Annotated in this window: 24 protein-coding genes; 13 read left to right on the top strand and 11 right to left on the bottom strand. The window is 67.1% G+C overall.

What is annotated here, in order from left to right:
* Positions 1-74 precede the first annotated feature (74 nt).
* From RMO01_RS08920 to RMO01_RS08900, 5 genes are all read right to left on the bottom strand, one after another.
* Complete coding sequence (locus RMO01_RS08920) at positions 75-1,739, bottom strand: MFS transporter (RefSeq protein WP_309628692.1); 1,665 nt, start codon at positions 1,737-1,739, stop codon at positions 75-77.
* 225 nt (positions 1,740-1,964) lie between these two features.
* Positions 1,965-2,102, bottom strand: coding sequence for an entericidin A/B family lipoprotein (locus RMO01_RS08915; RefSeq protein ID WP_303696671.1), 138 nt, complete (start codon positions 2,100-2,102; stop codon positions 1,965-1,967).
* A 50-nt stretch (positions 2,103-2,152) separates the two neighbouring features.
* Complete coding sequence (locus RMO01_RS08910; protein ID WP_309628691.1) at positions 2,153-3,994, bottom strand: sensor histidine kinase; 1,842 nt, start codon at positions 3,992-3,994, stop codon at positions 2,153-2,155.
* Positions 3,995-3,996: 2 nt separating this feature from the next.
* Positions 3,997-4,614 (bottom strand): sigma-70 family RNA polymerase sigma factor, encoded by a 618-nt coding sequence (locus RMO01_RS08905; RefSeq protein ID WP_309628690.1) that lies wholly within the window; start codon positions 4,612-4,614, stop codon positions 3,997-3,999.
* Positions 4,611-4,820 carry a NepR family anti-sigma factor gene (locus RMO01_RS08900; RefSeq protein ID WP_309628689.1) on the bottom strand — a complete coding sequence of 70 codons (210 nt, stop codon included), beginning with the start codon at positions 4,818-4,820 and terminating at the stop codon, positions 4,611-4,613. Before RMO01_RS08900 ends, RMO01_RS08905 begins: the two co-directional genes overlap by 4 nt.
* Positions 4,821-5,057: 237 nt before the next feature.
* On the opposite strand from RMO01_RS08900, the gene RMO01_RS08895 reads away from it, so the two are divergent.
* Complete coding sequence (locus tag RMO01_RS08895) at positions 5,058-5,852, top strand: response regulator (protein ID WP_309628688.1); 795 nt, start codon at positions 5,058-5,060, stop codon at positions 5,850-5,852.
* A 72-nt stretch (positions 5,853-5,924) separates the two neighbouring features.
* Here RMO01_RS08895 and RMO01_RS08890 read toward each other — a convergent pair whose 3' ends face one another.
* Entirely contained in the window at positions 5,925-6,230 is a 306-nt protein-coding gene (locus tag RMO01_RS08890) for a hypothetical protein (RefSeq protein ID WP_309628687.1), read from the bottom strand.
* Positions 6,231-6,681: 451 nt separating this feature from the next.
* Here RMO01_RS08890 and RMO01_RS08885 point away from each other — a divergent pair, with 451 nt between their 5' ends.
* Positions 6,682-7,701 carry an NADP-dependent oxidoreductase gene (locus tag RMO01_RS08885; RefSeq protein WP_309628686.1) on the top strand — a complete coding sequence of 340 codons (1,020 nt, stop codon included), beginning with the start codon at positions 6,682-6,684 and terminating at the stop codon, positions 7,699-7,701.
* 18 nt (positions 7,702-7,719) lie between these two features.
* Complete coding sequence (locus tag RMO01_RS08880; RefSeq protein ID WP_309628685.1) at positions 7,720-8,127, top strand: acyl dehydratase; 408 nt, start codon at positions 7,720-7,722, stop codon at positions 8,125-8,127.
* Positions 8,128-8,196: 69 nt separating this feature from the next.
* Here the strand turns inward: RMO01_RS08880 and RMO01_RS08875 are convergent, their stop codons facing one another.
* On the bottom strand, positions 8,197-8,997 hold the full coding sequence (locus tag RMO01_RS08875) for a SapC family protein (protein ID WP_309628684.1): 801 nt from the start codon (positions 8,995-8,997) through the stop codon (positions 8,197-8,199).
* Positions 8,998-9,081: 84 nt separating this feature from the next.
* Positions 9,082-11,130 carry a TonB-dependent receptor domain-containing protein gene (locus RMO01_RS08870; protein WP_309628683.1) on the bottom strand — a complete coding sequence of 683 codons (2,049 nt, stop codon included), beginning with the start codon at positions 11,128-11,130 and terminating at the stop codon, positions 9,082-9,084.
* 104 nt (positions 11,131-11,234) lie between these two features.
* Between RMO01_RS08870 and RMO01_RS08865 the strand changes: the two genes are divergently transcribed.
* Together RMO01_RS08865 and RMO01_RS08860 are read left to right on the top strand one after the other, a co-directional pair.
* Positions 11,235-11,720 carry a transcriptional repressor gene (locus RMO01_RS08865; RefSeq protein ID WP_309628682.1) on the top strand — a complete coding sequence of 162 codons (486 nt, stop codon included), beginning with the start codon at positions 11,235-11,237 and terminating at the stop codon, positions 11,718-11,720.
* Positions 11,721-11,791: 71 nt separating this feature from the next.
* A complete protein-coding gene (locus RMO01_RS08860; protein WP_309628681.1) occupies positions 11,792-12,679 on the top strand; it encodes an alpha/beta hydrolase in 888 nt (295 codons plus the stop codon).
* Between the two features lies 1 nt (position 12,680).
* Here the strand turns inward: RMO01_RS08860 and RMO01_RS08855 are convergent, their stop codons facing one another.
* A complete protein-coding gene (locus RMO01_RS08855) occupies positions 12,681-13,022 on the bottom strand; it encodes a hypothetical protein (RefSeq protein ID WP_309628680.1) in 342 nt (113 codons plus the stop codon).
* 111 nt (positions 13,023-13,133) lie between these two features.
* Between RMO01_RS08855 and RMO01_RS08850 the strand changes: the two genes are divergently transcribed.
* Both RMO01_RS08850 and RMO01_RS08845 read left to right on the top strand, forming a co-directional pair.
* On the top strand, positions 13,134-13,898 hold the full coding sequence (locus RMO01_RS08850; RefSeq protein WP_309628679.1) for an electron transfer flavoprotein subunit beta/FixA family protein: 765 nt from the start codon (positions 13,134-13,136) through the stop codon (positions 13,896-13,898).
* On the top strand, positions 13,898-14,827 hold the full coding sequence (locus RMO01_RS08845; protein WP_309628678.1) for an electron transfer flavoprotein subunit alpha/FixB family protein: 930 nt from the start codon (positions 13,898-13,900) through the stop codon (positions 14,825-14,827). Before RMO01_RS08850 ends, RMO01_RS08845 begins: the two co-directional genes overlap by 1 nt.
* An 81-nt stretch (positions 14,828-14,908) precedes the next feature.
* On the opposite strand, the gene RMO01_RS08840 is transcribed toward RMO01_RS08845, so the two are convergent.
* Positions 14,909-15,382, bottom strand: coding sequence for an SRPBCC family protein (locus RMO01_RS08840; RefSeq protein WP_309628677.1), 474 nt, complete (start codon positions 15,380-15,382; stop codon positions 14,909-14,911).
* A complete protein-coding gene (locus RMO01_RS08835; RefSeq protein ID WP_309628676.1) occupies positions 15,375-15,725 on the bottom strand; it encodes a metalloregulator ArsR/SmtB family transcription factor in 351 nt (116 codons plus the stop codon). The genes RMO01_RS08840 and RMO01_RS08835 overlap by 8 nt, the downstream gene beginning before the upstream one ends.
* Positions 15,726-15,836: 111 nt before the next feature.
* Between RMO01_RS08835 and RMO01_RS08830 the strand changes: the two genes are divergently transcribed.
* The 6 genes from RMO01_RS08830 to RMO01_RS08805 all read left to right on the top strand — a co-directional run bounded on the left by RMO01_RS08830 (position 15,837) and on the right by RMO01_RS08805 (position 20,362).
* Positions 15,837-16,133 carry an autorepressor SdpR family transcription factor gene (locus tag RMO01_RS08830; protein ID WP_309628675.1) on the top strand — a complete coding sequence of 99 codons (297 nt, stop codon included), beginning with the start codon at positions 15,837-15,839 and terminating at the stop codon, positions 16,131-16,133.
* Positions 16,130-16,507 (top strand): ammonium transporter, encoded by a 378-nt coding sequence (locus tag RMO01_RS08825; RefSeq protein ID WP_309628674.1) that lies wholly within the window; start codon positions 16,130-16,132, stop codon positions 16,505-16,507. Before RMO01_RS08830 ends, RMO01_RS08825 begins: the two co-directional genes overlap by 4 nt.
* 9 nt (positions 16,508-16,516) lie before the next feature.
* Positions 16,517-16,795 carry a DUF167 family protein gene (locus RMO01_RS08820; protein ID WP_309628673.1) on the top strand — a complete coding sequence of 93 codons (279 nt, stop codon included), beginning with the start codon at positions 16,517-16,519 and terminating at the stop codon, positions 16,793-16,795.
* An 85-nt stretch (positions 16,796-16,880) separates the two neighbouring features.
* Entirely contained in the window at positions 16,881-18,371 is a 1,491-nt protein-coding gene (locus RMO01_RS08815; RefSeq protein ID WP_309628672.1) for an amidohydrolase, read from the top strand.
* Positions 18,371-19,723 (top strand): amidohydrolase family protein, encoded by a 1,353-nt coding sequence (locus tag RMO01_RS08810; protein ID WP_309628671.1) that lies wholly within the window; start codon positions 18,371-18,373, stop codon positions 19,721-19,723. Before RMO01_RS08815 ends, RMO01_RS08810 begins: the two co-directional genes overlap by 1 nt.
* 201 nt (positions 19,724-19,924) lie before the next feature.
* On the top strand, positions 19,925-20,362 hold the full coding sequence (locus RMO01_RS08805) for a hypothetical protein (protein ID WP_309628670.1): 438 nt from the start codon (positions 19,925-19,927) through the stop codon (positions 20,360-20,362).
* The last annotated feature ends 469 nt before the right edge of the window (positions 20,363-20,831 follow it).

Raw genomic sequence — 20,831 nt, 5'->3', positions numbered from 1 at the left:
GCGCGGCGGGACCCGTCTTGAAAGCCCCGCCCGGCGATTTGGCTGCGTTCCGTCGCGTCAGTCCAGCTTGGGCCTCAATCGCCGATCGTATGCAGGTCGCGGCCCTTCGTCTCCGGCAGGAACAGCAGGGCCACCACCGCAGCGACGGCGGTGAAGCCGACGGAGTACCAGAGGCCGAAATAGATGTTCCCCGACCAGGCCACCAGGGCGAAGCTGGCGGCGGGGAGCAGGCCTCCGACCCAGCCGGTGCCGACATTGTAGGGCAGGCTCATGGCCGTATAGCGCACGCGCGTCGGGAACAGCTCGACCAGGGCCGCGGCCTGGGGGCCGTAGACGGCAGTCGCCGCGACCATGAAGACCATCAGGATGCCAAAGACGGCCAGAAGGTTGATCCGGGCGGGATCGGCCTTCGCCGGATAGCCGGCCTCGGTCAGGGCCGCCTTGACGCGGGTCTCGACGTCCGTGCGGGCGGTCTTCAGGGCGGCGGGGTCGAGGCCGGCGGCCTCGACCGAGGCGATCTCGACCGTACCGACGCGGACGGCGGCGAGCGAACCCGGGGCGGCGGCGAGGTTGTCGTAACTGACGCCTGCGTTGGACAGGACGTTCTTGGCCAGATCGCAGGATGAGGCGAAGGCGGTCTTGCCGACTGGATCGAACTGGACCGCGCAGGTGGCGGGATCGGCGATGACGGTGACGGGCGCCGAGGCCTGGGCCTGGGCCAGGGCGGGGTTGGCGGCGTTGGTCAGGGCGTGGAAGCCGGGGAAGATGGCGACGAGGAACAGAACCATACCGCCGATCATGACGGGCTTGCGGCCCACCCGGTCCGACAGCCAGCCGAAGAAGACATAGAGGAAGGCCGAGGCCACGGTGATGGACAGGATCAGCTGATCGACCGTCGCCACCTCGACCTTCAGCACCCGCTCCATGAAGAAGCGGGTGTAGAAATAGCCCGCGTACCAGACGGCGCCCTGGGCGAACATGATGCCGACCAGGGCGATCAGCACGAACTTGCCGACCTTCCAGGCGCCGAAGCTTTCGCGGAAGGGCGCCTGCCGCTCCGTGCTCTCCTCCACCATCCGCTTGAAGGCGGGGCTCTCGTGCAGCTTCAGCCGGATCCACAGGCTGATCACGAGCAGGAAGAAGGACAGCAGGAAGGGGATGCGCCAGCCCCAGGCGTCGAAGGCCTCGGCGCCCAGAATCCAGCGGGTGATCAGGATCACGCTCAGCGCCATGATCAGTCCGATCGCGGCCGTGGTCTGGATCCAGCCCGTGAGGAAGCCGCGCTTCCTCGCCGGGGCGTGTTCGGCGACATAGATCGCGGCGCCGCCGTATTCACCGCCCAGGGCGAACCCCTGCAGCACCCGCATGGTCAACAGCAGGATCGGCGCGATGATGCCGATCTGGTCATAGTCGGGCAGCAGGCCGATAGCGACGGTGGCGACCCCCATCAGGGAGATGGTGACGAGGAAAGTCGTCTTGCGCCCGGTCTTGTCGCCGAACCAGCCGAAGACCAGGGCGCCGAGCGGCCGAACGACGAAGCCGACGCCGAAGGTCAGGAGGGCCAGGATGTAGGCCGTGGCCTCGCCGACATCGGCATAGAAATGGCGGGCGATGATGGTCGTCAGCGAACCGAAGATAAAGAAGTCGTACCACTCGAACGCCGTGCCGGCGGCGGAGGCCGCGACGACGGTCTTCAGACCCGGTTCGCCCGCGTCGTGTTCGGTGGTCGCAGTTGTCATCGTCTTCCCCGCCTGTGAGCCCGGGCGTCGTCTGGCGGACGCCTCACTGTCAGCCTAGCGGCGGTTTGCGTCAGGGCAAGCGGGCAACAGCCGCGCCGTCACGCGCCGCGTCGGCTGACAGGGAGGTAATCGCCCGTCGCCGGACAAGCGAAAGCCCGCTGGACGGGGGGCCAGCGGGCCTTCTTCACCGTTCCGCATCCAACGGGACGCGGTCAGGAAACAGGATCAGTTCTTGGCTTCTTCCGCAGCGCCTGTGACGGCCTGGCCTGCGGCCGAGGTGTCGCGGCCCACGCCCGAGATGGTGTTGCAGGCGGCGGTGGTCAGGGCGGCGGCGGCGGCGATCAGTACGAAAATCTTGCGCATGGGAGACTCCTGAAACTCGCGGGCGGAGATGAGGCCCGCCCAGTGAGAGATCAACGCGATGTGCGGCTGAGGGTTCCGGGCGTCACCCTGGCGTCGCTGGGCTTCAGATCGTCGGGGTTGGTCGGGACGACAGCCTCGGGCGTTGCGAAGACCATGCGCGCGATCGTGCCGCCCCCCGGAGCGGGCACAAGTTCAGCCTCGCCGCGCAGCTGTTTTGCGAAGGCGCCCATCAGTGTGCGGCCGACTCCGCTGCGGACGGCTTCGTCGGATGAGCCCGGACCGTCGTCCTGGACCTCCAGGGTCGAGGTGTCCCCATGGACCCGGAAGCGAACCTGAAGCGCCCCGCCGCGACCCGCAAAAGCATGCTTCTGTGCATTGGTGATAGCCTCGACGAGCCAGAGGGCGAGGGGCGCGAGCTTGTCGGGATCGACGACCAGACTGTCGGCGTCGATCGACGAGGTGACTGTGAACCCGCGCCCGGATTCCGAGGCCACCATCTGGCCGACCAGTTCGGTCATGAACTCCCGCGCATCGGCGTGGCGGATGTCGTCTGACTGGTAGAGGGTGCGGTAGATCAGGGCGAGGGCCGAGATGCGCTGGCGGGTATCGCCCAGCGCCGCCTTGGCCGGTTCATCCTTCAGCGCCCGCTGTTGCATCGACAGCAGGGACGAGATGATCTGAAGGTTGTTCTTCACCCGGTGGTGGATCTCGCGCATCAGCGCGTCCTTCTCCGACAGACTCTCATTGAGGGAGCGGTCGCGGGCGGCGATCGCCTCGGCCAGCTCGTCGAGCGTCCGGGCCAGAAGCCGGATTTCGGCGGGTGCGTGAGCGGCCTGGACCGGGCGGACGGAATAGCGGCCGCGGGCGTAGAGGGCGGCGATCCGCTCCAGATAGTCGAGCCAGCGCACCACGATCCGCTCGGACACCAGCATGACCGCCGAAAAGGCGGTGAGCCAGGCGGCCAGCGGCAGAATGAGAACGCCGATAGGGTTCAGCCGCGCCCAGGAGAGGAGACCCGGCGAGGGGGCGGAGATGACCAGATAGACGTCGCGACCGGCCAGGGCAGCCCCGGCGTAGTCGCGATGTTCGCCGCTGGCGTCGTCGGCTTCGAATACCGACGCCCCGCCCTCGCGTGCTCTCTCGACCCAGCCGAGAAGGCCAGGGCCCTCGGCGAAGGTGAAGTCTCGAATGTCCGTGGCGACAAGGACCCGACCGTCGGCGTCTGTCAGGGCGGCCTGGGTGTCAGCGGGCAGTGACGGATCGGTGATGTCGGGCTGCAGTTCGGACAGGGGCAGAACTGCAGCCATGGCTCCGGCGAAAACGCCCCGCGGCCTTTCCCATCGCGCCCCGATAACAAGGGCCGGGGTATGGCTCAGATCTGCCGAGGCCCGGGCCAGCGTGACGCTTTCACCCTGCCGAAGGCGCTGAAACCAGGGGTGGCCGGCGAAGGATACGGCCTGACCGACCCTTGGCGCACCTTTCGAATCGCAGATCGTCTGGCCGCCCATGCCGACGCGATAGAGGGAGTCGTAGCCGTCGAGCCGCTGGACCAGGGCCGCCAGCCGCGGGCCACAGGCCGGCCCGCTCGCTTCCGGAGCTATGGCGCCGAGCAGTACGCTGACGGAATCCAGCCGGGACTGGGCCGCCTCAGCCGTGCGTTCAGCGGCGAACTGGAGGTCGTTGCGGCGATCGTCGGCCTGACGCCGGAACTCGACCTGGGCCTCGAAGGCGCCGAGCAGGAGGATCGGCAACAGGGCGATGGCCATGGCCAGGCCCAGACGGAAGCGGATGCCCTGCACTCGCGGCTTGCCGGCCCCGCACGCCCAGAACCGTCCAAAGGAGGAGGCGGCGCGCCGGGCGATGCGGCCCCGCGCGGGCCCGTTCGGAACCACGATCAGCCTTGTTGTCGCGCGCCGCTCAGACGGTCGGCGTCGGCGAGGATGGAGCGCATGGCGTCGCCGGCCGCTCGGCCGTCACGGCCGTAGCCGCCCCGCTCCAGCGTGGCCTGCAGGGCCTTGCGGGCGCGGCTGACGCGGCTCTTCACCGTGCCGACGGCGCACTGGCAGATCTCGGCGGCCTCCTCGTAGGCGAAGCCGCCCGCTCCGACGAGGATCAGCGCTTCGCGCTGTTCCTCGGGCAGGGTGTTCAGGGCCTGACGCAGTTCATCCAGGGCGACGGGCGCCTCGGGATCATCGACGGCGACCAGGGTGCGTTCGGCGGCTTCCTGATCGAGCTGCGACGAACGCCACGAACGGCGCTTCTCCGAATAGAACTGGTTGCGCAGGATCATGAAGGTCCAGGCCTTCATGTTGGTGCCCATCTGATAGGACGCGCGGGCGTCCCAGGCCTTCATCATGGCGTCCTGCGCCAGGTCATCGGCGGCCGTCGGATCGCCCGTCAGGGTGCGCGCAAAGGCGCGCAGGTGCGGGATAAGCTGGACGAGTTCGCGCTTGAATCCTTCGTCGTCGGCGGAGGGAGGCTTGGGCGCAGTCGAACGACCGGAGGCGCTCACGCCTTGTCCTCATCGACCTTGCGCTGGTCGCCGCGGCGCAGGATTTCCAGAAACTCGTCCGGGACGGGTTCGTTGACGACCTCGTCGAACATGTGCCGCAGCTTCACGCCGATGGCCTGCTGACGCAGGCGCGCTTCTTCAAGCGGCGGCTCGGCGCCCGGTCGGGCGGGGTTGGACTTACGCCCGGAGTCCGAAGAGTCGATCATGTATGTCTGCGCCGCCAATCGTTGATCTCATTCACGCGTCTGGGCCGGCTCCACGCGCCGGGCTTGATTGTTCAGCCCGGTCAACGTCGCTGACGGACGCGAGTTCCGTGGCTAGCTCATTTTATGGTGAAGCTAAATCGGAAGGGTCGGGAACCGTGGCGGTAGTGGTACGTTCGATCCGCCAAGCGAGCCGCCATGGACGGCGCGCACTGTCGAAATTTGTCGGGGAATACCTAGATGAGCCTACTGGCCAGACTCGCGCCGCACCTGCCCTACGTCCGCCGCTACGCGCGAGCCCTCACCGGGGATCAGGCGACGGGCGACAACTATGTGCGCGTGGCGCTCGAAGCCCTGGCCGCAGGCGAGCGCCAGCTGTCGCCCGATATGACGCCGCGCGTGGCGCTTTATCATGTGTTCCACACCATCTGGTCCACGACCGGCGCCCAGCTGGAAGACGCCAGCGGCCTCGATGGCCAGAACGACGCCTCCAGCCGCCTGATGCGGATCGCCCCGCGCTCGCGCCAGGCCTTCCTGCTGACCGCCCTGGAGGGGTTCACCCCGTCCGAAGCGGCGCAGATCCTGTCGGCCGACGCCCATTCGGTCGAGCGGCTGATCGGAGACGCCCAGGCCGAGATCGACGCCGAACTGGCCACCGACGTCCTGATCATCGAAGACGAGGCCATCATCTCTGCCGATATCGAGAGCCTGGTTCGCGAGCTCGGCCACAACGTCACCGGCACCGCCACCACCCATGACGAGGCCGTGGACGCGGTCGCCCGTCACCGTCCGGGTCTGGTCCTGGCCGACATCCAGCTGGCCGACGGCTCGTCCGGCATCGACGCGGTCAAGGACATCCTCAAGAAGTTCGACGTGCCGGTGATCTTCATCACGGCCTTCCCGGAGCGCCTGCTGACCGGCGAGCGTCCGGAACCGACCTTCCTGATCACCAAGCCCTTCCAGCCGGAAACGGTGAAGGCGGCGATCAGCCAGGCCCTGTTCTTCCACCCCACGCGCCAGAAGGAAGCCGCCTGATTCCAGGCGGCTTCCAACGGCCAATTAAAAGCCCCGCCGGAGTGATCCTGCGGGGCTCTTTTTGTCTGGCGGTCAGTTGGCCGGCTGAGCCGGCGGCTGGCCGGTGGAGTCTGTGGGGGCGGTGGGCGTCGGCGGCCCCGAGTTGTCGAACGCCGCGGTATCGACGGCCTGATCGCCGGTGTTGGCGTTGGTGGTCGCGAAGCCGCCATTGGATACGAACCACATGCCCAGCAGCAGGATCGCCGCCGCGCCAGCCGAGACGATCAGCAGCAGCAGGATGCGTTTGCCTGGCCGGGCGCCCCGAACATACTGGGCATCCACAGGGCGGCCCTCATGGACCGCGTCGGCCGCTTCGGAATGGGGGTCGTGGTGGGTCATGGTGCGTCCTTCCGACGATGAAATCTCAGGCCTCGACAACGCTTCGGCCAGCGTGGCCGTTCCGTCAGGGCGGCCCTAGCGCGTGATTCACCGCTTCAGATTCAAGCGAGAGCATGATTCACGCTTCATGGCGGACCCGCGAAGCGGCCCGCCGGAAACGATCCTGGTCCAGGCGAAACACGAAAAAGTTCGCTGAACGGGGAACGGTTGTCAGACGCCGCCGTTCTTGATGTGCGGAGGCGGCGACGCCCCCCCGACCTGGACCGGCCACAGCTGGTCCTGCCGCCTCCGCGCCTCATTCTCGATGATGCCACTTCAAGGCGGTCCGAAGGGACCGCCTTTTTTCTTGGCGGTCTGGGCGATCCCGCAGGGGTCGCCTTTTTCTTTGCTCTGCCCGCGGCGTGTGCTTCATGATGGGTCTGCAAAAGAAACCAACCCGGAGATGACGATCATGGGCCTCAAAAACCGCCAGTGGGTGCTGCGCCAGCGGCCGCAGGGTCTGATCAAGGACGATGACCTGGAGCTGGTCGAAAACGTCGTACCGGAACTGAAGGACGGGGAGGTGCTGATCCGCACCATCTATCTGTCGCTGGACCCGACCAACCGGACCTGGATGAACGACGCGGTCGGCTATCTGCCGCCGGTGGGCCTCGGCGACGTCATGCGCGGCCTGACCCTGGGCGTGATCGAGCAGTCGAAGTCCGAAAAGTTCCGGGAAGGCGACCTGGTCACCACGGCCATGGGCGGCTGGAGCGACTACGGCGTGGTGCCGGATACGGGAGTCAGCCGGGTGCACCAGTTCCCCGGCATGCCCCTGACGGCGAACATGTCGGTGCTCGGCATGACCGGACTGACGGCCTGGGCGGGCGTGACCCAGGTGCTCAAGCCCGAGCCCGGCCAGGTCATGGTCATCTCGGCCGCCGCCGGCGCTGTCGGCTCGATCGCGGGCCAGATCGCCAAACAGAAGGGCGCCCATGTCATCGGCATCGCCGGCGGGCCCGAGAAATGCCGCTGGCTGACCGGGGACCTCGGGTTCGACGCGGCCATCGACTACAAGAACGAGGACGTCGGCGAGGCGCTGGACCGGCTGGCCCCCAACGGCGTCGACCTGAATTTCGAGAACGTCGGCGGCGACATCATGGTCGCGGTGTGGAACCGGCTCAACATCCACGCCCGGATGGCCGTCTGCGGCATGGTCTCGGCCTACAACGCCACCAAACGCCCGCCCTCGCCGGATCTCAGCCGTCTGATCACCCACCGGATGACGATGCAGGGCTTCCTGGTCATGGACTATTCGCCGCGCGCGAAGGAGTTCATCGCCGAGGTCGGGCCGTGGCTGGCCTCGGGCAAGGTCCAGTGGAAGGTCCACGTCGACAACGGCCTGGAAGGCGCGGTCACCTCGCTGAACCGCCTGTTCACAGGCGACCACGACGGCAAGCTTCTGGTACGGGTGTCCGAAGAGCCAGCCTGACCGGAACAAGGGGACACCATGAGCGATCCGCTGCACGTTCACTTCGAGGACATCGAGAACGGTCAGGTGCTGCAGCTCGGCGCCTGCGCCGTGGACGAGGCGGCGATCACCCTGTTCGTGGAGCATTTCGCGCCCGGCTGGGACCCGTCCTACGGCGCGCCCGATGCGCTCGTCTATGCGCTGTGGAGCCGGCTTGCGACCGACAAGGCCGCCGGCTGGGCCCAGTCCAAGGTCCTGGCCGTCGACGGCCTGCGCTTCATGCGCAATCCGCCGGCGGGCGAACTGCTGCGCGGGCGGATGACGGTGATGGGCAAGGACCCCGTGGGCGATGACAAGGGCATCGTCATCGCCCAGCACGACCTGCTCGACGAGGGCGGCCGGCTTGTCTTTTCATGCCTGACGCGGGGCGTGTTCGTCAGACGGTAGAGGTGGCTGGCGGCTCGTGACTGGTGGCTGGGCGAACCCTGACCACCAGCCACCAGCCCCAATCACTGCCTAGGCGTTGCCCGCGACCAGTTCGCCGCTGTCGTTCGCGCGCTGGAAGGCCAGGGCGATCAGGCGGTCCCAGCCGAGCAGCGACACCAGGTGGGCGTAGATCTGGCCGAGAGCGCCATTGTCGCGCAGTTCGGCCAGCTTCTCGGCCGGCAGGAGCTTCAGCTTCTCTTCCGAAACGGCGAAGTAATCAGCCAGCTTCTGGGGCTGACCCGGCTCGCCGCGCTCGTTGCGTGGGGTGAAGACGGCTTCACGCACGTCGAACAGATCCAGGTCCGTCAGCAGTTTGACGAAGCTGTCGGTGCGCTGGCGCTCCTGCTCGAAGTTGTTGCAGAACTCCATGGCCTGGTTGACGTAGTCCGAGGGCTTGCCGTCGTTGAACAGGGGAGCCTGGCCGCCTTCGACGATGAAGGGGGCGTCGCGGTCGATGCACAGGATCAGGCGCTGGTTCTGCGGGTCGTTGGCGAAGACGAACGGATAGCGACGGACATAGGCCGGGATGTAGGCCTCGGGGCGGAAGTCGCCCTTGGCGGTCACATAGAGGTTTTCGGACTGGCGCAGGCCCATGACGGCGACGGGCTGCTTGGAATCGCCGAGGAAGACGACCGGGTAGCTGAGAGCGGCCGGGGCGAACTCGGTCACGGTCAGCGGCACGACGTGCGAGGCGGCGACGAAGGCGTAGGGCTTGTCGACCGGGTTGACGCCCAGCTTGCCGTGAAGGTCGCTCGAGAGCGGCTCGGGCTTGCCGTAGAACAGGACGTTGCCGTCGAGGCCGGCGTCTTGGGGTGCGGTGGTGTCGGTCATGAACGCGAGAGCTCTGGGAATGACGGAAAGGCGGGCCTTCTAGCGGAACCGGCCCGCCGCCGCAAACCGACGCTCCTGTAACGCTTAAAAGCGGTAGGCGACCCCGACGCGCAGGTTTCGTCCGGGCTGGGGCGCGATGTCCTTCTGGAAGGAGGCGTGTTCGCGAACCTCCTCGTCCGTCAAATTGTCCGCTGCGGCGAAAACAGTGACGTTCCGGTCCTGCAGAGGACGCCATGCGGCCGTCAGGCCGATCGTCGTGTAGCCGTCCGTGGGCAGTTCGAACCCGGCGGTGCGGTCCTGCTCGCCGACGGTGCGCACCTTCAATCCGGCGTCGAACCGCGTCGAGGTCCAGTCCAGACCGAGCGTCGCCGACCAGGGCGGGATGCGCGCTGCAGGGCCGAGGTCGGTCTCGGCGCGCACGAAATCGGCCGCGCCCGTCAGCGTCAGGGTACGGTCCCCGTCGCTCCACAGATCGTAATCCGCCTCGGCCTCGAAGCCATGGAAGTCGGCGTCCGTCTGGACATAGGTGAAGACCGGGAATCCATCCTCTTCGTCGCCCGTGGGACGCAGGTCGATGAAGCCGTCGTAGCGGGCGGCGTAGGCGTGAAGGTCGGCGCTGAAGGCCCCGCGGGAATAGTGGGCCGTGCCCTCAAGCGTCCAGACGGACTCACTGTCCAGATCGACGTCGCCCTGTTCGAAAGCGCCCGTCGCTGCGTGGGCTCCTTGCGCGAACAGTTCGACTTCGGACGGCGCGCGGGAGGTGCGCGAAAGGCTCAGGCCGAGGAAGGTCTCGGTCGAGGGACGGACGAACCCGGCCAGCGAACCGGAGACGCTGGTGAACTCGCGCTCGGCCAGGGCACTGTCCAGCGTGCGGTTGTCGAGGCGCAGGCCGGCTTCGAAGCCCACGCGATCAAGGTCGAAACGTTGGACGGTATAGACGCCCTGCTCCTGGATACTGGTCCTCGGAACATAGGCCTCGTCGCCCTGGGCGTCGAAGTCGCGGTCCAGAATCTGGAGGCCGACCACGCCCTGATGGCCGCCGTTCTGGCGCTGGATCAGTTCGGCGCGCGCCTCATACCCCTCGGAGAAGAACCGGGTGCCGACCTCGTCGCCCTCGAACTCCGTGTGTTGATAGTCGGCCCAGCCGGCCGAGCCCTTCAGGCGTTCGAACAGGCCATGCCCAAACGTCAGTTCGCCGCGCAGGTCCCAGCGGGTCTGCTCCAGACCGATGGAGACGCCGGCCTCTTCGTGCTCTTCGCCTTCCTCGTGGTCGTGATCCTCCTCGCCATGTTCGTGGCCGGGCACGCCGTAGGTGGTCTCATGCTTCTTGACCGATAGACCCAGGAATCCGCGCGATCCGATCCAGCTCAGGCCCGCGCCGTACTGGTCGATCTCGGCGAAGGTGTTCTCGACCGTCCGTTCCTCGCCGGGCTCTTCGCCCTCTTCGGCCAGCTGGCGGGCGGACTCCGGGAAGACGGGGACGTCATAGTCTTCGGACCTGCGGGTGAAGCCGTCGACGGTGACGACCAGCGGACCGACATCCATGGCGAGGCGCCCGCCCAGGCTGCGCCCGTCGTCCACACTGGAGGCCTGGGCGCCGATGTGGCCGTCGATGCCGCCCTCGGGATGCTCCGAGGCGATCCGGTCATCGATGATGTTCACCACGCCGCCGATGGCCGAGCCGCCGAAGACCAGGGTCGAGGGGCCGCGCACGACCTCGATGCGACGGGCCTCGGCGGGGTCGGACGCGACCTGGTGGTCCGGCGACACCGAGCTGGCGTCGATCTGCCCGAGCCCGTTGGTCAGGACCTGGACGCGCGGGCCCGACAGGCCGCGGATTACCGGGCGGCTCGCGCCCGGCGCGAAGGCGGAACTGCGCACGCCCGGGATGCCGGCGACCAGATCGCCGAGCGTGGCGGCGGGGGCGACCGTCAGGGCCGCCTCGTCAATCACGTCGGTGGCCAGCAGGCTGGCGCGCTCGCTGACGCCGAAGGGCCGGCCTGTCACCACGATGTCGTCCACCTCGTCCGCCTGGGGCGACGGCGGCGCGCTCTGCGCATGGGCCGTGCCGGTCAGGGCGACGGCCGAGACGGCGGCGAGAAGGACGGAACGGGTGACGGACGCAGGACGCATAACGATCTCTCGGGGACGGAAGAGATCAAGTGTTATGAGATAACATCACGCATAGTCAAGCGGTCGCGGTTGCGATGGGCAGCGAGGCGGCTTAGCTCTGGGTCATGGCGTCCCACTGCGACCACGATCACCATGAGACCGGCCTCGACGCCGGAGAGATCGGCCGCGCCCTGGCCTCGGCCGAGGCGCGGTGCGTCCAGCAGGGGGAGCGGATGACCGCGCCCCGTCGTCGGGTGCTGGAACTGCTGCTGCAGGCCGGCGAGGCGGTGAAGGCCTATGACCTGATCGCCCGCTACGGCGTGGACGGCGTCGCGGCCAAGCCGCCGACCGTCTATCGCGCGCTGGAATTCCTCGAAAAGACAGGGATGGCGCACCGCATCGCCTCGATCAGCGCCTATGTCGCCTGTTCGGTCGGCGACCGGGCCCACGCCGCCGCCTTCCTGATCTGCGACTGCTGCGGCGCGACCGAGGAGGTCACCCCGCCAGAGGGCGAGGCCCTGCATCAGGCCGCGATCGCTTCGGGCTATGCGCTGGAGCGGACCACGATCGAGGGCCACGGCCGCTGTCCGGCCTGCCGTGTAGCGGCTTAACCGGGACGTCGCGTCGCCGCATGGGCGAATAGATGCTGGCGCCGGGGTCCCCGGCTCCCTAGTTTCCCGATATGGACGCTGCCCGGCTCTCCCCGCCCCGCCGCCTGACCGTGCCTGTCGCCAATCGATGGGGCGACGGAGATCTGTCGGTGCTCGATTTCGGCGATCCGAAGCGGCCGGTGGATCTGATCTTCTGCCATGCGAACGGGTTCAATGCGGCCACCTATCGCTCGATCCTGGCGCCGCTGGCCTCGTCGCTGCGAATCCTTGCGCCTGACCTGCGGGGGCACGGGGCGACCACCCTGCCGGTCACGACCGGCCGGAGGGGCTGGCAGGATCACCGCGATGACCTCGTCTCCCTGCTCGACAGTCTGGACGGACCGCCGGTGGTCATGGCCGGCCATTCGATGGGTGCGACCAGCGCCATCCTCGCGACGGCCGAACGACCGGAGAGGGTGTCCCAGGTGGTCGCCCTCGATCCGGTCGTCTGGAAGCGCTGGATGGTGGCGATGCTGCATCTGCCGCTTCTGAACCGGCTGCCCGGCCATATCCCGCTGGTGAAGGGCGCGCTCAGGCGTCGTGCGCGGTTCGACAGCCGGGAACAGGCGCTGGCGGCCTATCGCGGCCGGGGCGCCTTCAAGGGCTGGTCCGACATCATGCTGGTCGACTATCTCGGAGCCGGCCTGACGGAGGACGGCGACGGGTACAGCCTGACCTGTCCTCCCACGTGGGAAGCCTCCAACTATTCCGCCCAGGGGCACGATCCGTGGAAGGCGATGCGCGACTGCGGGCGGCCGATCCGGCTCCTGAAGGCGGAGACCCACTCGACTTGCGCGGTCGAGGCCTCGCCGCGCGGCCTGCCGCTGGTCTCGGTCGAGACGGTGGCCGGCGGCACGCATTTCTTCCCGATGCTGCGCCCCGATATCGCCCGCGACGCCCTGTTCGACGCCGCCGTCTAGATCATTTGCCGATCTTGGCGGCGTAGTCGGCGCGGTCGCGTTCGGTGGCGGCGGCCCGGGCGGCCTTCTCGGCGGCAAGACGCTCCTCGATGGCCAGCAGTTCGCGGTTCTGCTCATCCGACGCCTCGGCCCGCGACACGCCTGCCGGACGGCCCGTGATGTCTGGCAGGTAGATCGGCTGGACGCACTCGCGTCCTTCCTCGTACCACCAGCGACCCGTCCGCTCGCAGGCGTCGGCGGGCGCGACATAGAAGCGCTGGAAGGCGAAGGCTCCGGCGACGCAGACGGCGAACAGTCCGAAGAACAGGATCGACAGGCGGCGCATGGTCAGGAAGCGGTTCATCGAAATCTCATCCCGGCGACGTCCCAAGTTCACGTCGCGTTACGTTGACAGGCTCCTTCGCCCGTTCCATTCCCTGCCGCAACATTCCGGCGATCCTATGGACAGTCAAACATGAAGGTTCTCGTCCCCGTCAAACGGGTGATCGACTACAACGTCAAGGCCCGCGTCAAGGCGGACCAGACCGGCGTCGATCTGGCCAACGTCAAGATGAGCATGAATCCGTTCGACGAAATCGCCGTCGAAGAGGCGGTTCGCCTGAAAGAGGGCAAGGAACACCATGCCGCCGGAACAGCGACCGAGATCGTGGTCGTCTCCATCGGCGTGACCCAGGCCCAGGAAACCATCCGCACCGCCCTGGCCATGGGCGCGGATCGCGGCATCCTGATCCAGTCCGACGCGGACCTGGAGCCCCTGGCCGTCGCCAAGCTGCTGGCGGCGGTCGTGGCTGAAGAGAAGCCGGACCTGGTCCTGATGGGCAAACAGTCCATCGACGGCGACAACAATGCGGTGGGCCAGATGCTGGCCGCCCTGCTCGACTGGCCCCAGGCCACCTTCGCCGCGAAGATCGAGATCGCCGGCGGCTCGGCCAAGGTCACCCGTGAGGTCGATGGCGGCAACCAGACCCTGTCCGCCCCCCTTCCGGCCGTGGTCACCGTGGACCTGCGCCTCAACACGCCGCGCTACGCCTCCCTGCCCAACATCATGAAGGCCAAGAAGAAGGAGATCGCCATGAAGGCGGTCGCCGACTACGGCGTCGATACGGCCAACCGCCTGACGGTGGTCAAGGTCACGGCCCCGCCGACCCGCTCGGCCGGGATCAAGGTGGCCGACGCCGCCGAACTGGTGTCCAAACTCAAGACTGCGGGAGCCCTGTAATGGCCGTCCTCGTCATCGCCGACCACGACGGTTCGACCGTCCGCGACAGCACCAACAAGACCGTGACCGCGGCCCTCGCCCTGTCGTCCGACGTCGACGTCCTGGTCGTGGGCTCCGGCTCCAAGGCCGCCGCCGACTCGGCCGCGAAGATCGCCGGCGTCCGCAAGGTCCTGCTGGCCGAGAGCGGCGAGCTGGGTCACCAGCTGGCCGAGGCGGTCACCGCGACCGTTGTGGGTCTGGCCGGCGGCTATGACGCCCTCCTGTCGCCCGCCTCGATGGACGGCAAGAACTTCATGCCGCGCATCGCCGCCAAGCTGGACGTCGCCCCGATCTCCGACATCGTCGAGGTCGTCTCGGCCGACACCTTCGTGCGTCCGATCTACGCCGGCAACGCGCTGGAGACCGTCCAGTCCTCGGACGCCAAAAAGGTCATCACCGTCCGCCCGACCGCCTTCGCCCCTGCGGCCGACGGCGGCTCGGCCCCGGTCGAGACCGTCGCCGGTTCTGACGCCGGCAAGGCCTCGTTCGTCGGCGAGGAGATGGTCAAATCGGATCGCCCCGAACTGGGCGCCGCCAAGATCGTCGTCTCCGGCGGTCGCGCCCTTGGCTCGGCCGAGGAATTCCACGCGGTGATCGAGCCCCTGGCCGACAGGCTGGGCGCCGCCGTCGGCGCCTCGCGCGCGGCCGTCGACGCCGGCTACGCCCCCAACGACTATCAGGTCGGCCAGACCGGCAAGGTGGTGGCTCCGGCCCTCTACATCGCCGTCGGCATCTCGGGCGCCATCCAGCACCTCGCCGGGATGAAGGACTCCAAGATCATCGTCGCCATCAACAAGGACGCCGACGCCCCGATCTTCCAGGTCGCGGACTACGGCATCGTCGGCGACTACAAGACCATCGTGCCGGCGCTGATGGCCGCTCTGGGCTAAGACGTTCGACGCACTTCGAATGAGGGCGCGGCGCCGCGAGCTCCGCGCCCTTTTTCTTTTTCGAGAGCGGGCTTGGGGGATTCAGGCCTCCGCTGCCAGATCGACCAGCACTGCATCCAGCTGTTCGAACTGTTCGGGCATCCCTTCCTCCGCCCCACGGCCGGCTTCGAGGGCTTCCCTGGACGGATAGAGTTCGGACACGGTCAGCAGCGTCTGGCCGTCCCTGTCCTCGAAGGTCACCGTGGTCACCGCACCGTCCGGCTCTTCCTCGTTCGTCCAGACGAGGCGCGACGGCGGCTGCACCTCGAGGTATTTCCCGACGAAGGCCATGGCATCGGCGTCACTGTGCCCGAACACGAGGCGGTAGGTCCCGCCGACGCGCACATCCATCTCCAGCGACCGCAGCGGCACGGGCATCGATGCCGGCGCCCACCACCGCTTCATCATCTCGGGCTTCGTCCAGGCCTCGAACACGACGTGGGCCGGGGCATTGAAGGTTCGGGTGACGACGAGCTCGCGGTCGGACGTCCGTTCGATCTTCGTGGGGTTACTCATTGTTTTGTTCCCTACGTTGCAAATCTTCGACCACCTGATCCAGCGCGATGAATCGCGCCGCCCAGAGCTGGCGATAGGTCTCGATCCAGGCGGCCTCGTCTTCCAACCGACGAAGACCCAGGCTGCATCTTCGCACGCGCCCGACTTTCTCTGTCTTCACCAGCCCGGCCTGTTCGAGGACGCCGACATGTTTCTTCATGCCCGTCAGGGTCATGTGGAAGCGGTCGGCGAGCTCGGTGATCGAGGCATCCGATCGCCCGAGCTGCTCCAGCACCCCGCGACGGGTCACGTCGGACAGGGCGGCGAAGGAGTCGCTGAGACGGGAGGAAGAATACTGAACCATATGGTGCAGTGTTAGCCTGCAGGTGCACGGCTGGCAAGAGCATGCCTGAACTCTGCGCCTCGCCGCCGTTCTCGACTTGATTCATTTCGACGTTTAGCTAATTGTCGATTCATGAGCTCCGTGTTCAAGGCCCTTTCCGATCCGACCCGCCGCCGGGTGCTGCAACTCCTGCGTCAGGGGCCGATGAGCGCCGGCGACCTCAGCGACCGGTTTGACGTCTCCAAACCGACCATGTCGGCGCATTTTGCGGTGCTGAAGGAGGCTGACCTGGTCCACGCCGAGAAGGCCGGAAAGTCCGTCATCTATCACCTGAAGCTCTCGGTGCTCGAAGAGGCCCTGTTGGGCTTCGTCCATTCATTCGGCCTCGACGCAGAGCCGTCGACGTCCACAGAGGAGCCTGCGAAATGAACAAGGATATGATCCAGAGTCTCGCCTGGGGCGGCGGCATCGTCGCCCTGGCCCTGGCCTGCAGTCTCGCCCGCAGCCTCGGCTATCTCGAACAGGAGACGACGCTCCGGATCGTGCTCGGCGCCACAGGCCTGATGATCGCCTCGTTCGGCAATCGCATTCCGAAGAAATTCGCACCCAGCGCCTGCGCCCGCAAGGCCCAGCGCGTGACGGCCTGGTCCATGGTGCTCAGCGGTCTCGTCTATGCCGGGGCGTTCGTGCTGGCGCCGACGATGATGACCGCGATCGTGATCGGGTGCGGTGCGATCCTCACCGGGATGGCGGTGACCTTCGGCTACTGCCTGTCTCTGCGGGACCGGACGACGGCGGCCTGAGGCGGGGGCGTGGCGCGGCTCCCCGTCAAGCTGACGCCCGGCGCGTCGGCCGACCGTATCGACGGCTGGGATGTGGACGCCGATGGTCGGCCCGTCCTCAAGGTCCGGGTTCGCGCCCGCCCGGTCGAGGGCGAGGCCAACGCCGCCCTGATCCTGGTCCTCTCGAAATCGCTCGGTGTGTCGCGCTCGTCGGTGTCCCTGGCGCGGGGAGGGCAGTCCCGGCTGAAGATGATCGTGATCGAGGGAATCGATGACGAGGTTCTGCGAGCTCGCCTTACAGGAATGTAATGTTTCCGCCTTTGACGGACGGCTTGCGACGCTTTTGTAATCCGCCCCGTTCCGCGCCGTCGGCGCGACAGGGGAGCGTCCATCCATGATCCGTCACGCCTTGCGGGGGCCCAGCCTCGCCGTCGTCGCCTGCGCGCTCGCGCTGGCCAGTTGCGCCACGACCGACGGGCCAGGTGCGCCGTCGGATGACGGGTCGAACAGCGGCGGAGCGGACACCGACCGGACCATGGCGCGAGGCCTCGACCAGGCGGCCAACCTCGATCCCTATCCCTCGACCTACCAGCCCCTGCCACGCGACAATGTCGCCATCGTCGGCGGCACGGTCCTGACCGGGACTGACCAGAGGATCGAGAACGGCATCGTCCTGATGTCGGACGGCAAGGTGGAAACGGTCGGTCCGGCCTCGACGCCCGTACCCGCCGGCTACCGCGTCGTCGACGCGCGCGGCAGATTCGTGACGCCCGGGATCATCGACGTGCACTCCCACCTCGGCGTCTATCCCTCGCCCGGCGTCAGCGGCATGAGCGACGGCAACGAGGCGACCAGCCCGAACACGGCCCAGGTCTGGGCCGAACATTCGATCTGGCCCCAGGACCCGGGCTTTAACACCGCCCGGGCCGGCGGCGTCACCACCCTCCAGATCCTGCCCGGCTCGGCCAACCTGTTCGGCGGCCGCTCGGTGACGGTGCGCAACATCCCGTCGATCACCATGCAGGGGATGAAATTCCCCGGCGCCCCCTATGGGGTGAAGATGGCCTGCGGCGAGAACCCGAGCCGTGTCTATGGCGGCCGCAACCAGTCGCCGGCGACCGGCATGGGCAATGTCGCCGGCTATCGGGCCGCCTTCATCGCTGCCCAGGAATACCGCTCGAAATGGGACAAGTGGCGCGAGACGGGCGAGGGCTCGCCCCCGACCCGCAACCTGCAGAACGAGACCCTTGCGGGCGTGCTGGACGGTTCGATCCTGGTCCAGAACCACTGCTACCGCGCTGACGAAATGATGGTGATGCTCGATATCGCCGATGAGTTCGGCTACCGCGTCACCGCCTTCCACCACGCCATCGAGGCCTACAAGATCGCGCCGCAACTGGCCGCCGCCGGCGTCTGCGCCGACATGTGGACCGGCTGGTGGGGCTTCAAGATGGAGGCTCTCGACGCGGTCGAGGAGAACGCCGCCCTGGTCGACGCCGCCGAGGGTGGCTGCGCCGTCATCCATTCCGACGACGCCCAGCTGACCCAGCGCCTGAACCAGGAGGTCGCGGCCGCCCTGGCCGCCGGCCGTCGCGCCGGACTGAACATCAGTGAAGAACATGCGATCAGCTGGATCACCTCCAACGCCGCCCGTTCGATCGGCATCGGCGCCGAGACCGGTTCGCTGGAAGCCGGCAAGCGGGGCGACGTGGTGATCTGGAGCGCCAATCCGTTCTCGGTCTACGCCCGCGCCGATCAGGTCTTCATCGACGGCGCCCTGACCTTCGACCGCATGGATCCGCGCTACCAGCCGGTCTCCGACTATGAGCTGGGCCAGCCCGGCTACGGCATCGCCGCCGCCAACATTGCTCCGGGAGCTCGCTGATGCGCCGTCTTGCCCTCATTTCCCTGACCGCTCTGGCTCTGTCGGCCATGCCCGTCCTGGCCCAGGTGACCGCGATCACCGGCGGGCGCGTCCTGACCGGAACGTCGGTGATCGAAAACGGCACCGTCGTCATCGACGGGGGCCGGATCGTGTCGGTCGGAACCGGCGCGGCCCCGGCCGGCGCCCGCGTCATCGACGCGCGGGGCAAGGTCATCACGCCGGGCTTCGTTGCGGTCGACAGCGGCCTCGGCCTGACCGAGATCTCCTCCGTCGACGGGTCCGACGACCAGTCCAACGCGGCCAACACCATCTCGGCCTCGTTCGATGTCAGCTACGGCCTCGATCCGTGGTCGATCGCCATCCCGGTGGCGCGTTTGGGCGGCATCACCCGGGCCATCGTCGTGCCGAACCATGCGGGCGGCTCGGGCGGTCATCAGCATCAGGACGACAGTGACTTCGCCGGCGCCGGCGAAGGCGGGTTCCAGACGCCCGGCCTGTTCGCCGGGACCGCCTCGGTGATCCATCTGGCGGCCGGGACCGACATCCTGGTCCGGCCGCGGGTGGCCATGGTCGCGCCCTTCGGCGAGGCCGGAGCGGGCGTCGCCGGCGGCGCGCGCGGCGCCCAGTTCACCCAGTTCAGGGAAACCCTGGCCGAGGTCCGCCTCTATGCCCGCAACAAGGCCGCCTACGACCGCGCGGCCCTGCGTGACCTCAGCCTGTCGCGCGCCGATCTGGAGGCCCTGATCCCCGTCGCCAACGGGACCATGCCCCTGATCGTCACCGTCCACCGCGCGGCCGACATCCAGCAGGTCCTGCGCCTCGGCCGCGAAGAGGGGGTCAAGCTGATCCTCGACGGCGCCGAGGAAGGCTGGCTGGTCGCAGCCGACATCGCCGCAGCCGATGTGCCGGTGCTGCTGAACCCCATCTCCAACCTGCCAGGCAGTCTCGAGACCCGGGCCGCGCGGATGGAAAACGCGGCGGCCCTCAACGCGGCCGGGGTGGTCATCGCCATCAAGGGCAATGAGGGTTCGGTCCATCGGGCCCGCGAGGCCCGCTACAACGCCGGAAACGCCGTCTCGCACGGCCTGCCGTTCGAGGCGGCGATCGCGGCCCTGACGGTCAATCCGGCGCGCATCTTCGGCATGGCCGGCCAGTTCGGCGAGCTTCGTGCGGGCGCGGCGGCCGATGTGGTCGTCTGGTCCGGCGACCCGCTGGAGCCCCTGTCCTCGGTGACGGCCGAGTTCATCAACGGCCAGGAACAGTCCCTGACCAGCCGCCAGATCCTGCTGCGCGACCGCTATCGCAATGGCGGACGTCAGGCCGGGGGGATGCCGGTGGCGTATTCCCGATAAACGTCGGGCGAGCCGCTTGGGGTCCGAACCAGAATCGGCTGTGGGTTTCTGGAGACATTTGGTCCGGAGAGGATTGGGTGCGTGCATCACCCGAAGCCTAAAGTTAAACAATCTTAGAGGGTGAAAGGCGGACTGCACAATCGAATTGACCGGCTGCAGAAACTAGATAACATCACGCGAATTTAACACGTGGAGGGCGAGATGCCGGACGTTTCAACTACCGAATGGGTCGTTACTGGTTACGTTAACGAGAACTTCAGCGGATCGTATACGGATTCTCAATTTGGGAACGGTTCGTACAGAAATTATGACAGTAATCCAGATTATTTCTGGTTCGATACTGACGGTGATGGATGGTTTGACTACGGACGCCTAGATGTTGGCTTCGGAGAATGGTGGACATTCGACGGATTTCAGTGGAAAAATGCCAACGGGGAGGTAATGGAAACTGTCTACCCGCGCGGTGCCAAGGAAGAGTTTTCTGCCGGAATCGATGATGTTGTCATCGCAAGTGTTTCTACGGACGGAGATGCTGATTCTCAAACTGCTCTAGATAATTTTGGCCCAAATCTCGAAAGCATGGCGCTCGGTATCGCTGATTTTGGCATCCCTGATAGAGCATCCGAATGGGTGTTGTAAGAAACACTGCTCTAGTGATCGGGGGAGCGAGCATCCTCCTACTCACGACGGCCGGGCTTTCTGACGAAGGTTGGCCCTGGACCCCCACGCCTGCGGACGTCGTTGTCCTGCCGGTCTTGACGTCGAGTCAAAACGTCGGAGAGCATATCGCCGTCTGTATGAACCACGGGGCGAGGCAGCGGTCTTACCGCGTCATGAATTCCGCATGCCGCCGAGGGGCGGAACACTGCACGGCGTTCGTCGCGGTTCCGATCGCCGATGCTGAGAATTTTGTTCCTTTCTACGACATCACGAATCCCCCGGTCGAAGCCACAGGTCCCGCGTGCGACCTTCCTATGTCGCAACCAAACGGTTTCGCCCCGGCGCTGCAGTAGACGAGTTAGCGCCAACGATCCAAAAGGCCTCCCTGTTGGGAGGCTTTTTTATCAAGTTGGCCTATCCTTCGCGGCCGCCCGCGCACGCGCTATGA

It is taken from the genome of Brevundimonas sp., assembly GCF_031412435.1.
Lineage (GTDB): Bacteria > Pseudomonadota > Alphaproteobacteria > Caulobacterales > Caulobacteraceae > Brevundimonas.
This window is presented reverse-complemented; position numbering and strand designations above follow the sequence as displayed.